This is a genomic window from Aquisalimonas sp. APHAB1-3 (assembly GCF_048323695.1).
Classification (GTDB): domain Bacteria; phylum Pseudomonadota; class Gammaproteobacteria; order Nitrococcales; family Aquisalimonadaceae; genus Aquisalimonas.
Genome location: NZ_JBLWFT010000004.1, coordinates 157,774 through 172,191, shown reverse-complemented (window position 1 = coordinate 172,191; position 14,418 = coordinate 157,774). Strand labels below are relative to the sequence as shown.

Here is a 14,418-nt window from a genome sequence, read left to right as displayed (position 1 = left end):
CGCCAACCTTCTCAGAGGAGGCGCTATCCTCATGATAGGGTGATCGCCGGCCCGGACGCGAGGACAGAACCATGACCACCACGGTGTGTTTCGCCCACGGCAAGGAGAGCGGCCCCTGGGGCCGCAAGATCTCGGCACTGGCGGATGTCGCCCGCCGGCGGGGGCTGGCGGTGATGAGCCCGGACTACCAATTCACCATGGACCCGGACGAACGGGTGGGTCATCTGCTGGAACAATCGCTGCCAGGGGGCGATCAACTGGTTCTCGTCGGCTCGAGCATGGGCGGCTACGTCTCCGCCGTGGCGAGCGGCAGCCTGCAACCACGCGGGCTGTTCCTGCTGGCGCCGGCCGTGGACATCCCCGGCTACACCGGCGACACCACGCCGAGAGCGGGCCTCACGGAGGTGGTCCACGGGTGGCACGACACCATCATCCCGCCGCAGATCGTGGTGGGCTGGGCGCAGCGGCATGCCGTGCGGCTGCACCTGGTGGACAGCGAACATACGCTCACGGACCACATCGAGTGGCTGTGCAGGGCCTTCGATACGTTTCTCACCGAAACGGGGGCAGGCGATACGGCGCCACGCCTCAACGCTGGGTGAGGCGGATCTCGATACGGCGATTGCGCCGCAGGGATTCCGGGTCCGTGCCCTCTGCAACCGGGTGATATTCACCGAAACCGGCGGCCGCCAGGCGCTCGGGCGGCACGCCCCGGTCGATGAGGTAATCCACGATCGCCTGCGCCCGGGCCGACGAGAGCTGCCAGTTGGACGGGAACTGCTGCGTGGCGATGGGCCGCTGGTCGGTATGGCCCTCCACCTGGAGCACCCAAGGAATCCCCTCGGGGATGTTGTCCTGCAGCTCGATCATCGTGTCGGCGACATTGTCGAGCTGGTCACGGCCTTCGTCACCGAGTTCGGCCGACGCCGTCGCGAAGAACAGCTCCGACTGGAACAGGAAACGATCTCCTTCGATGCGGATGTCCTCGCGATCCCCGAGCACCTCGCGGAGGCGGCCGAAGAACTCGGAGCGGTAACGGCTGAGCTCCTGGACCTGTTCGATGAGCGCCAGATTCAGCCTGCGGCCGAGGTCCTGGATTTCTTCCTCCTGCTCCGCCACGGTCTCCTCGGAGAGCGCCAGGGCCTGGGAGACCCGCTGCAGCTGCTCCCGCAGCGCTTCCACCTGGCGGTTGAGCCGGTCGATGCGGGACTGCTGCGCCGTGGTCAACTGCGCCTCCTGCTCCAGCGCCCGCTGCTGCTCTTCCACGAGAGCCTGGAGGTCCTGTACGCGGATCTCTTCACGCTCCAGTTCGCGCTGGGCGAGATGCGTGCGTTCTTCGGCCTCGGCCAGCTCCGCCTCCAGGGCCCGGGTGCGGTCGCGGGCGACCGCGGCCTCCTCTTCGGTCTCTTCCTGCCGGGTGGCCAGCTCCCCCACTTCCTCTTCGAGTTCGTCGCGCAGGGTCCGCAGGGCCATGAGATCCTGCTGCAGGCTGGCGATCTCCGCGGCCTGGCGCTCCCGGGTTTCCGCATCCGCTGCCATGGTGGCCTCGGCGTCGGCCAGCTCGTCCTCAAGGCCCGCCACGCGCGTCTGCGCATCGCCGAGGGCCTCACGCAGCGCCTCACGCTCGGCGATGGATACCACCAGGTCCGCCTCCAGCTCCTCGCGGAGCTCGCGCTCCATGGCCAGCTCGTCGCCCAGGTCGGCAATCTCCGCCTCCAGGCGCGCCAGTGCTGCCTCGCGGCCGGCCAGGGTGTCGGTGAGGTAGTACTGGGCCACCATGAACAGGCTGAGGACGAACACGAACAACAGCAGCAGCGTGGCCAGGACGTCCACGTAGCCGGGCCAGATATTCACACCGTTGCGATTGCGCCGCTCGGGAAACACGTCTGTCGCTCGCCTACCGCTCGCCGTGGTCGTTACCCGTGGATCGCGCCACGGTCCGGGTCAATAGCCGGATCTCGTCACGCAGCTCCGCGGCCAGGTCGGTTCGCTCGGTCTGCATCTCCTCCACCAGACGGTGCAGGGTATGGTCCAGGGAGCGCAGACGCTCCTCCATACCCTCGGAATCATCGGAACGCTCGCCCAGGCTCTCCGCGAGACGCTGCAACACAGGCTGCAGTTCCATCTGTCCCCGGGCCTGGCTGAGCATGCGCTTGTGCTCGCTGCGGATCTGCTCGGCCAGCTCGCCGACCTGCTCGGTTATGGTGGCCACACTCTCCTCGGCGCTGCGGCGCTCTTCCTCACGCCGCGCGACCAGGCGCTGCAGCCGGTCGAGGCTTTCCGCCGTCTGCTCCAGCAGGGCCTGGATATAGGACGGCACGCTGTGCTCGGTATCGACGTTAGCCAGGGCGCCGGAGCTGAACCGCGTGAGACCGGAGAGCTGCTCCTCGAGATCGTTGTAGAACCGATTCTGGGCGTGGCCGGCCTGCAGGTCGACGAAACCGAGCACCAGGGCGCCGGCAAGGCCGAACAGGGACGAACTGAATGCCGTGCCCATGCCGGCCAGGGGCTCCTCGAGCCCGGTGCGAAGCTGCTCGAACAGTTCGGTGGCGTCACCGCCACCCACGCTCAACCCGCTGATCACACGGCCAATGCCACCAAGAGTATCCAGCAGCCCCCAGAACGTGCCGAGCAGCCCGAGGAAGATCAACAGTCCGATAAAGTAGCGGGAGAGATCCCGGGCCTCGTCCAGTCGCGAACGGATGCCGTCGAGAATGGCACGCATGCTCATGGTGGATAGCTGCACGCGCTCGCCGCGCTCCTGCAACATCCGCCCCAGCGACCCGAGCATGCCGCGTCTGGGCGGTGGCGGCAGCTGTTCCGCCCCGCGCTGCCAGGCCCGCAGCCACCCGGCATCCGGCCCCAGTACCACCACCTGGCGGACGTTGATGATGATGCCCACCAGGAGCACGGCAACGATCATGCCGTTGAACACCGGGTTGGCCAGGAATGCGTCCGCCAGGGGCACGTGAAGCAAGCCGGCGACGGCCGCCACGGCCAGAAGAAAGACCACGATCCAGATCAGCACACGGCCTGGTTGTCTCACGCCAGCCTCCCACTTGTGCCCCAGACAAACTGTCGTTATTCGAAGCGTTCGGCGGCGCCCCTGCCCGCCGCATGGCCCTACCATACAACGAAATGCCAGTTTCGCATTCCATCCTAGACCATTCGTTGTGATGTAACGCCGGGGACGGTACCGGAAACTCCCCATGAAACCGGGCCGGGGGCGCCTGTCCGCAACGGTGGACGCCGACCACGGGTTGCGTCTATGGTCGACGTGCCGCTGGCGCGAGCGGTCCTATAACAATTACATCTAACAATCACATCAACCCAATCGGGGGAGTATCCATGTTCAAAGGCCTAACCAACGCATCCGTGCGTCTCGTTGAGCGCTATCTGCCCGATCCCTTCGTCATTGTCCTGCTGCTGAGCCTGGTGGTGTTCGCCCTGGGCATGGGCATCGAACGGCAGAGCCCTGTCGCCATGGTCGAGTTCTGGGGCAGTGGCTTCTGGGACCTGCTGACCTTCGGCATGCAGATGGTGCTGGTCCTGGTCACGGGCTTCGTGCTCGCCAGCACGCCCTTCTTCAAGAAGATTCTCGCATCGCTGGCGCAGATGGCGAAGACACCAGGGCAGGCCATCGTCCTGGTGACGGTGGTCTCCATCTTCGCCGCCTGGATCAACTGGGGCTTCGGCCTCGTCATCGGGGCGCTGTTCGCCCGGCAGCTGGCGCAGGCCGTGCCTCGGGTGGACTACCGGCTGCTGGTTGCCAGCGCCTACAGCGGCTTCATTGTCTGGCACGGCGGGCTGGCCAGTTCCATCGGCCTGGTGATTGCCACCGACGGCCATTTCATGGAGGACAAGATCGGCATCATCTCCACCAGCGAAACCATTTTCGCCGGGTTCAACCTGATCCTGGTTCTGCTGATGCTGATCGTCATCCCGCTGGTCAACCGCCTGATGATGGGTCGCCCGGAGGACGCCGTCACCGTCGACCCGGACAAGCTGGCAGAGGAGGAGAAGTCGCCGGAGCTGAAATGGGAACGCCCGGCGGACAAGGTTGAGAACAGCGTCACCCTGTCCCAGGCGACCGGTGTCATGGGGCTGGTCTTCCTGGGGTACTACTTCCTGGTGCAGAGCGGCAGCCTCAACCTGAACATCGTCAACTTCACGTTCCTGTTCCTCGGCATCATGCTGCACGGCCGGCCGCGGCACTTCCTGAACTCCATGCAGGAAGCCATCAAGGGGGCGGGCGGCATCGTCATCCAGTTCCCGTTCTACGCCGGCATCATGGGCATGATGATCGAATCCGGACTGGCGGCGACCTTCTCGCAGTGGTTCGTGGCCATTTCCAATGAAACCACCTACCCATTGTTCGCTTTCCTGAGCGCCGGCATCGTCAACATATTCGTGCCATCCGGCGGCGGCCAGTGGGCCGTGCAGGCGGACATCATGCTTGAAGCGGGTGCCGCCCTCGGGGTCGACCACGCCCGCACCGCCATGGCCGTGGCCTGGGGTGACGCCTGGACCAACCTGATCCAGCCGTTCTGGGCCCTGCCCGCCCTGGCCATCGCCGGCCTCAAGGCGAAGGACATCATGGGCTTCTGCCTGATCAACCTGCTGGTGACCGGTGTCATCATCGGTCTGGGTCTGATGTTCCTGCCGTAAAGGGTCTGCGTGCCGCCGGGGTGCTTCCCCGGCGGCACGCCCCTACATCAATTGCCGCACCGCCCCGGTCTCTCCATCAGGCCAACCCCTGTTAGACTTGTATACAAATACGTCAAACAGGAGAGCACCGTGCGCGATTTCATCCAGGCACTGCCGAAAGTGGAGCTGCACGTCCATCTGGAGGGCACACTGGAGCCAGAACTGATGTTCCAGCTGGCCGAGCGCAACGGCGTAGCGCTGCCCTACCCGGACGTGGCAAGCGTCCGTGCCGCCTACGAGTTCGACGATCTGCAGTCGTTTCTCAACCTCTACTACAACGGCGCCTGCGTGCTGCTGGAAGAGCAGGACTTCTACGACCTCACGCGCGCCTACCTTGACCGGATCGCCGCGGAGAACGTTGTACACACCGAGATGTTCTTCGACCCGCAGACCCACACCGAACGGGGTGTGCCCTTCGATGCGGTCATCGGCGGCATCCTGCGCGCCTGCCGGGACGCCGAGGCTGCCCACGGCATGAGCACGGGGCTCATCCTGTGCTTCCTGCGCGATCTGTCCGAAGCGTCGGCGTTCGAGACGCTGGAGGCGGCCATGCACTGGCGCGAGCAGATCGTCGCCATTGGCCTCGACTCCGCCGAAACCGGCCACCCGCCGGAGAAGTTCGCCCGGGTCTTCGAGGAAGTGCACAGCCGCGGCTTCCATGTGGTGGCGCACGCTGGCGAGGAAGGACCGCCGGACTACATCCGCCAGGCCCTGGATATTCTGCGCGTGGAGCGCGTCGACCACGGCGTGCAATGCACCGGCGACCCGGAACTGGTGGAGCGGCTGGCCGACAGCGGCATCTGCCTGACCGTGTGCCCGCTGGCCAACGTCAAGCTGCGGGTATTCGATACCATCGACGACCACAACCTTCCGCGGCTGCTGGAGGCGGGCCTCAACGTCACCGTGAACTCGGACGATCCCGCCTACTTCGGCGGCTACATGACCGCCAACATGACCGCCGTGGCCGAAGCCTTTGACCTGAGCCGGGACACCCTGTGCGGATTCACCCGCAACGCCATCGACGCGGCGTTCATCGGCGATGATCGACGGCGGGAGCTGCACGGCATACTGGATCGGGCAGCGTGAGGCGCTGGCTAGCGGATCCTCGGCCATGGTGGACCTGAAGGTCCACCCTACAGCGGCACCGGACCGCCAACGATGCTCCCGTAGGGTGGACCTTCAGGTCCACCGAGGCCGGGCGAATTCCTTCCCGTAAACGAAAAACGGGCGCCCGATGGGCGCCCGTTCTGTGTTGCAACTGTGTTGTCGCTTACTTCTGGCCGGTGGAGACGAACTCCGGATAGGCCTCCATGCCGCACTCGAGCATGTCCAGACCGTTCTCCTCGTCTTCCTCGCTGGCACGGATGCCCATGGTGAACTTGAGCGCGAGCCAGACCGCGGCACTGGCGATGAACACGAAGCCGAAGATGGCGATCAGGCCGATCAGCTGCGTGCCCAGGTTCGCCTCCGGCACCGACAGGAGCACTGCCAGCACACCCCAGATCCCGCAGGTACCGTGCACGGAGATGGCACCGACCGGGTCATCGATCTTGAGCTTGTCCAGGCCGATGATGGAGAACACCACGATCACGCCGCCGATCGCCCCGATGAGCACGGCCAGCAGCGGGGCCGGCGAATCCGGCGCGGCAGTGATGGACACCAGGCCGCCCAGGGCGCCGTTGAGCACCATTGTGAGATCGGCCTTGCCAAACAGGATCTTGGAAGTGATCAGAGCGGCCACGACACCGGCTGCCGCGGCGAAGTTGGTGTTCATGAACACCGTGGCCACGGCGTTCGCAGAGCCTTCGGACGCAACCGCCAGCTCCGAACCACCATTGAAGCCGAACCAGCCCATCCACAGGATGAACGTGCCCAGCGTCGCCAGCGGCAGATTGCCACCCGGGATCGCGCGGATCTTGCCGTCCTTGGTGTACTTGCCTTTGCGGGCCCCGAGGATCAGCACACCCGCCAGCGCCGCCGTGGCGCCCGCCATGTGGACGATGGCGGAACCGGCGTAGTCGGTGTAGCCGAGCTGATCCAGCCAGCCACCGCCCCAGGTCCACAGACCCTGAATCGGATAGATGAAACCGGTCATGACCACGGCAAACAGCAGGAAGGCCCCGAGTTTCATCCGCTCGGCCACGGCCCCGGAGACGATGGACATGGCGGTCGCCACGAACACCACCTGGAAGAAGAAGTCAGAGTAGTACGAGAAGCCGTCTTCGGTGGTGTGCGGCTCACTGCCGGGCAGGAAGAAGCTCAGCGACGGGAACACGCCGCCCCCGCTCTCGTACATGAGATTCCAGCCCACCAGCAGGTACATCATCACCGCCACGGAGTAGAGCGTGATGTTCTTGGTGAGAATCTCCACGGTGTTCTTGGAGCGCACCAGGCCCGCTTCGAGCATCGAGAAGCCGGCCGCCATCCACATCACAAGCACGCCCGAGAGCAGAAAGTAGAAGGTATCCAGCGCATACGCGAGTTCAGTAACTTCCATCGTTATTATCCTCTTGGTTGCACGGGCCGCCGGTTAAAGCGCGTCCTTGTCGGTCTCACCGGTACGGATTCGGATCGCCTTCTCCAGTTCGAAGACGAAGATCTTGCCGTCGCCGATCTTCCCGGTGTTCGCGGCCTTGGAGATGGCCTCGATGGTGCGATCGGTGAGATCGTCCTGAACCGCCGCCTCGATCTTCACCTTGGGGAGAAAATCGACGACGTACTCGGCGCCGCGATACAGCTCCGTGTGCCCTTTCTGCCGCCCGAAGCCCTTCACTTCGGTGACGGTAATGCCCTGCACGCCGATCTCGGACAGTGCTTCGCGCACGTCGTCCAGCTTGAACGGCTTGATGATTGCGGTAACGAGTTTCATTCCCGGCTACTCCCTGAAAACCGGTCCGGATTCTCCGGACCCTGGTACGGTTTCCCCCGCGCAGGCGGGGCTCCCTGCGGACAGGCTTCATAAACCGGCCGCCCGCATCGGACTCGACAGGGCTTGAGCATTTCCCGTGCCACTTGTTGTTTATGCCGGTAATTCATGTTGTTATTGGCTCCAGAACGCTGATTCCGGCGGCACCGCACCAACGGCACGCCCCGATTCGGTGCATTTCGCACTGAATCGGGGCGCACACAGACCAGTGATCATCAGGAGTGCACGATGCTCGACCCGAAATCGCTCGATGAGATGGCGCGCAAATTCGCGGCCAACCTGCCTCCCGGCCTGCGGGAGTTCCAGCAGGAGATGGAGCGGAACTTCCGGACCACCATGCAGAGCACCTTCAATCGCCTGGATCTGGTCACGCGGGAGGAGTTCGACGCCCAGTCCAAGGTGCTCGCCCGCACGCGCGCCCAGCTGGAAGCGCTGGAAGAACGTGTCGCGGCGCTGGAAGGGCGCACCGGCGGCGAAGACCAGGCCGGAGAGAGCTGAACCCAACGCCGCGCCCTGACGCGCGGCACGCCCAGGGACGGGACACATGACACTTGCAGTGGTATACGGCCGCGCGGGCCTTGGCGTGGATGCACCGCTGGTGGATATCGAAGTCCACCTCGCCAACGGCCTGCCGTCGGTCTCCATCGTCGGGCTGCCCGAGACCGCGGTGAAGGAAAGCCGCGACCGGGTTCGCAGCGCCATTCTCAACAGCGGGTTCGAGTTCCCGACCCGGCGCATCACCATCAACCTGGCACCAGCGGACCTCCCCAAGGAGGGTGGTCGCTTCGACCTGCCCATTGCCATCGGCATTCTCGCCGCATCCGGACAGATCCCCCGGGACCGGCTGGCACACTGGGAGTTCGCCGGCGAGCTGGCGCTGACGGGCACCCTCCGGCCCGTGCGCGGGTGCCTGCCCGTTGCGGTGCAGGCCCGGCGGGCGGGGCGCGCGCTGGCGGTCCCCGCCGACAACGCGCCGGAGGCGGCACTGGTCCACCCCGAGGCCAGCTATGGGGCCGCGCACCTGCTGGACATCACCGGACACATTGCGGGCACGGCTCTACTCGAGCCGGCCCGGGCCGAGGTGCCGGCGGTCACCGCCGATGCACCACCGGACCTGGCCGACGTCCGCGGGCAGTGCGGTGCCCGGCGCGCGCTGGAGATCGCCGCCGCCGGCGGTCACTCCATCCTGTTGAGCGGCCCTCCGGGCACGGGCAAGAGCATGCTCGCCGCGCGCATGCCGGGGATACTGCCGCCCATGACCGATGACGAGTGCCTGGAAACCGCGGCCGTGCTCTCGCTCACACGCTCGGGCTTTGCCCCGGCGGACTGGGGCCGACGCCCGTTCCGCTCGCCCCACCACTCCGCCTCCCATACCGCGCTGGCGGGCGGCGGCTCCCGCCCGCGTCCGGGTGAGATCTCGATGGCTCACAACGGCGTGCTGTTTCTGGATGAACTGCCGGAGTTCGGGCGTCACGCGCTGGAGGTGCTACGGGAGCCGCTGGAGAACGGCCGCGTCAGCATTTCCCGGGCCGCCGCCCAGGTGGAATACCCCGCCCGCTTCCAGCTGGTCACGGCCATGAACCCCTGCCCCTGCGGCTACCTGGGCGATCCGGTGCACGCCTGCCAATGCACACCGGATCAGGTGGCGCGCTACCGCGGCCGCATCTCCGGGCCGCTGCTGGACCGCATCGACATGCAGATCAGCGTGCCACGGCTGCGTCCGGCCGAGCTGCAGCAGGCGGAACCGGGGGAGGCGTCAGCCGCCGTGCGGGAGCGGGTCTGTGCGGCGCGGGCGTTCCGGGTCGCGGAGAGCGGTGCCGCCAGCGCCGCGCTGGGGCCCGACACCATCGACGCGGCCTGCGCCATCGGCAAGACCGAAGCACAATTCCTCACCAATGCCATGGAGCGGCTCGGGCTGTCGGCACGGGCGTACCACCGGTTGCTGCGCGTCGCCCGCACCATCGCCGACCTGGCGGGCGCCGAGCGTGTCACCGTGCAGCATCTAGGCGAAGCGCTGGGCTATCGACGCCTGACCGCGGACGATGAGCCTTCCCGCATTCGCGCGTGAGCCGGCCAGCGTCGTGGCCCGCGGAGACTAGACGGTGAGGTGTTCCTGGATCAGGTCGTCGCCCAGCTCGTCCATCTCTCCCGACGCCACCACGCTGCCGTTGTTCATGATGTCGAACCGGTCGGCCGTGGCACGGGCGAATGGGAGCTTCTGCTCCACCAGCAGGATGGTAATGCCCCGCTCCCGGTTCAACAGCCGGATCACGTCGCTGATCTCCTTGACGATGTTCGGCTGGATGCCCTCGATCGGCTCGTCCAGAAGCAGTATTTCCGGCTGCAGCACCAACGCCCGGCCGATGGCCAGCTGTTGCTGCTGACCACCTGACAGGTCACCGCCGCGGCGACGGGCCATGTCCTTGAGGACGGGAAACAGATCGTAGATGTCGTCAGGGATGGCCCTGGAGCGCTTGCTTGCCAGGGGCACCCGCAGGTTCTCCTCCACCGTGAGCTGCGGGAAGATCTCGCGCCCCTGGGGCACGTACCCAAGGCCGAGCCGGGCGCGCTCATACGGCTTCCTGCCACTGATGTCCTCGCCATGGAACAGCACCCGGCCGCCCGTGATGGGCACCAGCCCCATGATGCACTTCAGCAGCGTCGTCTTGCCCATGCCGTTGCGGCCCATGAGGCAGTTGGCGCGGCCGGCCTGCACGTCGAGACTGATATCCCGCAGGATATGACTGCCGCCGTAGTACTGGTTCAGGCCTTCGATGCGGAGCATCTCGGTTCTCCCGTCTTGTGTCTTCCCGTGGGAACGTCGCGGCTTGCGCCGCTCCTGCGGGTGGTCTGTCTGGCTCTATCGCGGCTCGCGCCGCTCCTACAGCATCACGGCGCCGTCTGTAGGAGCGGTGCAAGCCGCGACCAGGGCAGGCATGTCCGTCTATTCCTCTTCCCCGAGGTACACCTCGCGCACCCGCGGGGCGTTCTGCACCTGATCCATGCTGCCCTCGGCGAGAACGCTGCCCTGGTGCAGCACGGTGACCTGGCGGGCAATGGAGCGCACGAAATCCATGTCGTGCTCCACCACCACCACGGAATGCTTGCCAGCCAGGCTGGTGAGCAGCTCGGCGGTGGCTTCTGTCTCCTGACCGGACATGCCGGCCACGGGCTCGTCCACCAGCAGCAGGCGCGGGTTCTGCATCAGCAGCGATCCGATCTCCAGCCACTGCTTCTGGCCGTGGGAGAGCAGCCCTGCCTCGGTATCCCGCCGTGCGGTCAGCCCGATCAGCTCCAGGATCTCGCCGATGCGGTCGTGCTGCTCGCCGCTGAGTCGCCAGGTGAGGCTGGTTACAAGGCCGCGGTCGGCGTGCATGGCCAGCTCCAGGTTCTCGAACACGGTGTGGTTCTCGTACACGGTCGGTTTCTGGAACTTCCGGCCGATGCCGCGCTGGGCGACCTCGTGCTCCTTCAGGCGCAGCAGGTCCATGTTGCTGCCGAACCAGGCGGAGCCCTCGTCCGGCCGGGTCTTGCCGGTGATCACGTCCATCAGCGTGGTCTTGCCGGCGCCGTTGGGACCGATGATGCAGCGCAGTTCGCCGTCGCCGATGTAGAGCGTGAGGTCGTCCAGGGCCCTGAAGCCGTCGAACGACTTGGTGATGCCTTCAAGGTAGAGGGCCACGCCGTGGCTCATGTCCACGGTATCGTTCCGCGCCGACCGGTTGACCAGGTCGAAGACCTGGTCGCGCCGCATCAGTTCGCGGAAATCGTCCAGTGACCGACTCAGGGCGTTCATGCCTCACCTCCCCTGCGCCGGCGCAGCATGCCGAGAACCCCGACCACCCCCTTGGGCAGGAACAGGGTGACACCGATGAACATGGCGCCGAGGATGTACAGCCACAGATCCGGGTAGGCGCTGGTGGCCCAGGTCTTGACCACGTTGACGATGCCGGCACCGACGATGGCGCCCACCAGCGTGCCGCGACCGCCCAGAGCGACCCAGATGGCCATCTCGATGGACGCCGGCGGAGCCATCTCCGAGGGGTTGATCACCCCGGTCTGCGGCACGTACAGCGCACCGGCCACCCCGCACAGCACCGCCGAGACCACCCACACGAACAGCTTGTAACGCAGTGGGTCGTAGCCGGTGAAGCGCAGCCGGGTCTCGGCATCGCGAATGGCCGTCATCACGCGGCCGAGCTTCGAGGTGACGATCCAGCGGCACAGCAGGTAGGCGGTGATCAGCGTGGCAGCACTCACCCAGAACAACGCCAGGCGTGACCCGGGCGTACCCAGCTCGAAGCCCAGCAGGGTATCGAAATTGGTCAGGCCCGTGTCGCCACCGAAGCCCGTCTCCGTGCGGAAGAACAGGTGCATGCCGCCGAACGTGAGCGCCTGGGTAATGATGGCGAAGTACACACCACGCACCCGCGAGCGGAAGGCGAGAAAGCCGAAGATGAAAGCCAGAATGCCGGGCACCAGCCCGATCATCACCAGGGTGAACAGGAACGAGTCGAACCCCGCCCAGTACCAGGGCCAGTCGCTGTAATCCAGCCACTGCAGGAAGTTGGGCAGGCGCCCGTCATCGTAGGCGACACGGGTGAGGTGCGCGCCCATGACGTAGCCGCCCATGGCGAAGAACACCCCGTGGCCGAGCGAGAGAATCCCCGTGTAACCCCAGATCAGGTCCAGCGCCAGGGCCACCAGCGCCAGACACAGGAAGCGGCCGGCCAAGGTGACCATCCAGCCCGGCATGTGCAGGGGATGGTCCGGCGGCACCACCAGGTTCAGCACCGGCACCACCACCAGTGCCAGCACGGCGAGGGCTACCAGGATCAACCAGGCCGTACGCGTGTGCAGTCGGCCGACGCGGGACAGCGCAGTTTGCGGCTGCATGATCGGTCTCCTTAATCGTCAGCAGACCGCCCCTTGAGGGCAAAAATGCCCTGGGGACGCCACTGGATGAACAGAATGATGGCCGCGAACACGAGGATGGTTGCCAGAACCGCCCCCGTTGCGGGCTCAAGGAACTTGGTGGTCACGCCAATGCCAAGCGCACTGAATACCGGCCCGAGGAGGTTGCCGACGCCGCCCAGCACCACGACCATGAACGAGTCGACGATGTAGTTCTGACCCATCTCCGGGCCGACGTTGACGATCTGTGACAGCGCCACACCGCCGAGGCCGGCCACGCCGGCGCCCACGGCGAAGGTCCACATGTCCACGCGCTTGGCGGGCACGCCCAGGGCGGCCGCCATGTCCCGGTTCTGCATCACGGCGCGCACCTCCAGTCCGAGGCGGGTGCGGTTCATGAGGAACCACACCAGGGCCACCACGAAGATCGCGAACAGGATCACGCCCACGCGGCTGGTGGAGAGGGTCACGCCCTGCATGATCTGCACACTGCCGGAGAACCAGGGCGGGCTGGCTACGGCCACGTTCTGCGCACCGAACATCCAGCGCACGCTCTGGATCAGGATGAGGCTGATGCCCCAAGTGGCCAGCAGCGTCTCCAGCGGCCGGTTGTAGAGGAACCGGATCACGCCACGCTCCATGAGAATGCCCACGCCCGCCGTGACCACGAATGCCAGGGGCACGGCAGCGATGAGGTAGTACTGGAACCACTGGGGCGCGAACAGCGCGAACAGGCTCTGGGTCATGAAGGTGGTGTAGGCGCCCACCATGAGCAGCTCGCCGTGGGCCATGTTGATGACGCCCATGAGCCCGAACACGATGGCAAGGCCCATGGCGGCGAGCAGGAGCACGCTGCCCATGGACATGCCGTAGACGAAATCCGAGGCGAAGCCGGCGAACCGGGCACGACGGTCGATCGCCTCCACGCCGGCGGCCGCAGCCTCACGGATCTCGGCAACGGGCTCCAGGTAGTTGCCGTCGTCGTCCATGCGGGTCAGCGCCTCCAGGTCGGAGCGCAGCCGGTTGGCCCGCACCTCGGCGATGATCTGCACCGCTTCCAGCCGGCGCGCGTCGTCGTCGCTGTCGAGATCGAGCTGGGCCAGGGCGATGTTCAGCAGGCGATCGGTCTCGGCGGCGGTCTCGCGCTCCAGTGCCTCGGTAATTGCGTCGCGCATCTCGGGCCGGGGGCGTTCCGCCAGCTCATCGGCTGCGGCAAGGCGGGCCTGCGGATCGTCGGAGAAGATCTGCAGGGCGCCGATGGTGGGCCGCAGGGTGCGCCGCACCACGTTGGTCAGCCGCGGCTGGGCGAGGTCGCCCGAACTGAGATCGGCTCGCTCACGGCCGGTGGTCGCCTCGCGGAGCGAGCCGTCCTGTGGATTCTCGATGATCAGGGTGCCGTCCTCGGTGTAGTACAGGCGGCGATCCTGCAGGGCGAACAGGGTTGGCAGGGCATCGGCATCCTGCAGCCCGGCGATGTCCTCCATGGCCGCCTGCAGCTCCCGCCGGTCCGCCGTGGCCAGGCGGCTGAGCACCTCGGCGGTCCCGGGCGCCAGATCCCGCTCCTCGACGGCAGCCAGCTGGTCTTCAATGGCCTCGTCGTCGTCCTGATCGAGCTCCTCCACGCGCTCCTCCGCCTGATCCAGGGCGGTGTCCGCCATGGCCCCGGATCCGGGCAACGCCAGCAGGATCAGAAGCAGCAGTGACCAGCGGTGCGTCCACGCGGTCTTGCACATGACACGATCTCCTCGGAGCCGCCCGGTGAACGGCTGGTGTCCGTGTTCTGGTGTTTGGGGGTCGCGGGGACGACCGCCCCGCGGATGTTCGCGGTGACGCGCACGCTCCCTGTGCGCGCCCGCGGTTCTTGCTGAGTC

The 14,418-nt window shown here is 66.3% G+C and carries 13 protein-coding genes; 5 read left to right on the top strand and 8 right to left on the bottom strand.

Features of this window, described 5'->3' with window-relative positions:
- The first annotated feature begins 71 nt into the window (after positions 1-71).
- A complete protein-coding gene (locus tag ACNSTU_RS09035; RefSeq protein ID WP_290636065.1) occupies positions 72-602 on the top strand; it encodes a YqiA/YcfP family alpha/beta fold hydrolase in 531 nt (176 codons plus the stop codon).
- Here the strand turns inward: ACNSTU_RS09035 and ACNSTU_RS09030 are convergent.
- Both ACNSTU_RS09030 and ACNSTU_RS09025 read right to left on the bottom strand, forming a co-directional pair.
- The gene (locus ACNSTU_RS09030) at positions 589-1,884 is read right to left on the bottom strand and encodes a peptidoglycan -binding protein (RefSeq protein WP_290636067.1); all 1,296 of its coding nucleotides are present in this window, start codon (positions 1,882-1,884) and stop codon (positions 589-591) included. The two genes, ACNSTU_RS09035 and ACNSTU_RS09030, sit on opposite strands and share 14 nt — an antisense overlap.
- Before the next feature lie 13 nt (positions 1,885-1,897).
- Positions 1,898-3,046 carry a flagellar motor protein MotA gene (locus ACNSTU_RS09025; RefSeq protein ID WP_290636069.1) on the bottom strand — a complete coding sequence of 383 codons (1,149 nt, stop codon included), beginning with the start codon at positions 3,044-3,046 and terminating at the stop codon, positions 1,898-1,900.
- A 302-nt stretch (positions 3,047-3,348) separates the two neighbouring features.
- On the opposite strand from ACNSTU_RS09025, the gene ACNSTU_RS09020 reads away from it, so the two are divergent.
- Positions 3,349-4,668: a short-chain fatty acid transporter gene (locus ACNSTU_RS09020; protein WP_290636071.1), complete on the top strand. Its 1,320-nt coding sequence runs from the start codon at positions 3,349-3,351 to the stop codon at positions 4,666-4,668.
- A gap of 129 nt (positions 4,669-4,797) precedes the next feature.
- Positions 4,798-5,793: an adenosine deaminase gene (locus ACNSTU_RS09015; RefSeq protein ID WP_290636073.1), complete on the top strand. Its 996-nt coding sequence runs from the start codon at positions 4,798-4,800 to the stop codon at positions 5,791-5,793.
- Positions 5,794-5,977: 184 nt separating this feature from the next.
- Here the strand turns inward: ACNSTU_RS09015 and ACNSTU_RS09010 are convergent, their stop codons facing one another.
- Together ACNSTU_RS09010 and glnK are read right to left on the bottom strand one after the other, a co-directional pair.
- Positions 5,978-7,204: an ammonium transporter gene (locus ACNSTU_RS09010; RefSeq protein ID WP_290636075.1), complete on the bottom strand. Its 1,227-nt coding sequence runs from the start codon at positions 7,202-7,204 to the stop codon at positions 5,978-5,980.
- A 33-nt stretch (positions 7,205-7,237) separates the two neighbouring features.
- The gene (glnK, locus tag ACNSTU_RS09005; RefSeq protein ID WP_091645749.1) at positions 7,238-7,576 is read right to left on the bottom strand and encodes a P-II family nitrogen regulator; all 339 of its coding nucleotides are present in this window, start codon (positions 7,574-7,576) and stop codon (positions 7,238-7,240) included.
- Positions 7,577-7,861: 285 nt separating this feature from the next.
- On the opposite strand from glnK, the gene ubiK reads away from it, so the two are divergent.
- Positions 7,862-8,131, top strand: a complete 270-nt coding sequence (gene ubiK, locus ACNSTU_RS09000; RefSeq protein WP_290636078.1) for a ubiquinone biosynthesis accessory factor UbiK — start codon at positions 7,862-7,864, stop codon at positions 8,129-8,131.
- A gap of 46 nt (positions 8,132-8,177) precedes the next feature.
- Positions 8,178-9,701: a YifB family Mg chelatase-like AAA ATPase gene (locus ACNSTU_RS08995; protein WP_290636080.1), complete on the top strand. Its 1,524-nt coding sequence runs from the start codon at positions 8,178-8,180 to the stop codon at positions 9,699-9,701.
- Positions 9,702-9,728: 27 nt separating this feature from the next.
- Here ACNSTU_RS08995 and urtE read toward each other — a convergent pair whose 3' ends face one another.
- The 4 genes from urtE to urtB form a co-directional block, all read right to left on the bottom strand.
- Positions 9,729-10,418 (bottom strand): urea ABC transporter ATP-binding subunit UrtE, encoded by a 690-nt coding sequence (gene urtE, locus ACNSTU_RS08990; RefSeq protein ID WP_290636082.1) that lies wholly within the window; start codon positions 10,416-10,418, stop codon positions 9,729-9,731.
- Between the two features lie 159 nt (positions 10,419-10,577).
- Complete coding sequence (urtD, locus tag ACNSTU_RS08985) at positions 10,578-11,429, bottom strand: urea ABC transporter ATP-binding protein UrtD (RefSeq protein WP_290636084.1); 852 nt, start codon at positions 11,427-11,429, stop codon at positions 10,578-10,580.
- On the bottom strand, positions 11,426-12,529 hold the full coding sequence (urtC, locus tag ACNSTU_RS08980) for an urea ABC transporter permease subunit UrtC (RefSeq protein WP_290636086.1): 1,104 nt from the start codon (positions 12,527-12,529) through the stop codon (positions 11,426-11,428). The genes urtD and urtC overlap by 4 nt, the downstream gene beginning before the upstream one ends.
- 11 nt (positions 12,530-12,540) lie before the next feature.
- Positions 12,541-14,280, bottom strand: coding sequence for an urea ABC transporter permease subunit UrtB (urtB, locus tag ACNSTU_RS08975; RefSeq protein WP_290636088.1), 1,740 nt, complete (start codon positions 14,278-14,280; stop codon positions 12,541-12,543).
- Positions 14,281-14,418 lie beyond the last annotated feature (138 nt).

Excerpts from the sequence above, each read along its gene's own strand:
- ACNSTU_RS09035 (WP_290636065.1), top strand. The coding sequence starts at position 72 with ATGACCACCACGGTGTGTTTCGCCCACGGCAAGGAGAGCGGCCCCTGG.
- ACNSTU_RS09020 (WP_290636071.1), top strand. The coding sequence starts at position 3,349 with ATGTTCAAAGGCCTAACCAACGCATCCGTGCGTCTCGTTGAGCGCTAT.
- ACNSTU_RS09010 (WP_290636075.1), bottom strand. The coding sequence starts at position 7,204 with ATGGAAGTTACTGAACTCGCGTATGCGCTGGATACCTTCTACTTTCTG.
- glnK (WP_091645749.1), bottom strand. The coding sequence starts at position 7,576 with ATGAAACTCGTTACCGCAATCATCAAGCCGTTCAAGCTGGACGACGTG.
- ubiK (WP_290636078.1), top strand. The coding sequence starts at position 7,862 with ATGCTCGACCCGAAATCGCTCGATGAGATGGCGCGCAAATTCGCGGCC.
- ACNSTU_RS08995 (WP_290636080.1), top strand. The coding sequence starts at position 8,178 with ATGACACTTGCAGTGGTATACGGCCGCGCGGGCCTTGGCGTGGATGCA.
- urtE (WP_290636082.1), bottom strand. The coding sequence starts at position 10,418 with ATGCTCCGCATCGAAGGCCTGAACCAGTACTACGGCGGCAGTCATATC.
- urtD (WP_290636084.1), bottom strand. The coding sequence starts at position 11,429 with ATGAACGCCCTGAGTCGGTCACTGGACGATTTCCGCGAACTGATGCGG.
- urtC (WP_290636086.1), bottom strand. The coding sequence starts at position 12,529 with ATGCAGCCGCAAACTGCGCTGTCCCGCGTCGGCCGACTGCACACGCGT.
- urtB (WP_290636088.1), bottom strand. The coding sequence starts at position 14,280 with ATGTGCAAGACCGCGTGGACGCACCGCTGGTCACTGCTGCTTCTGATC.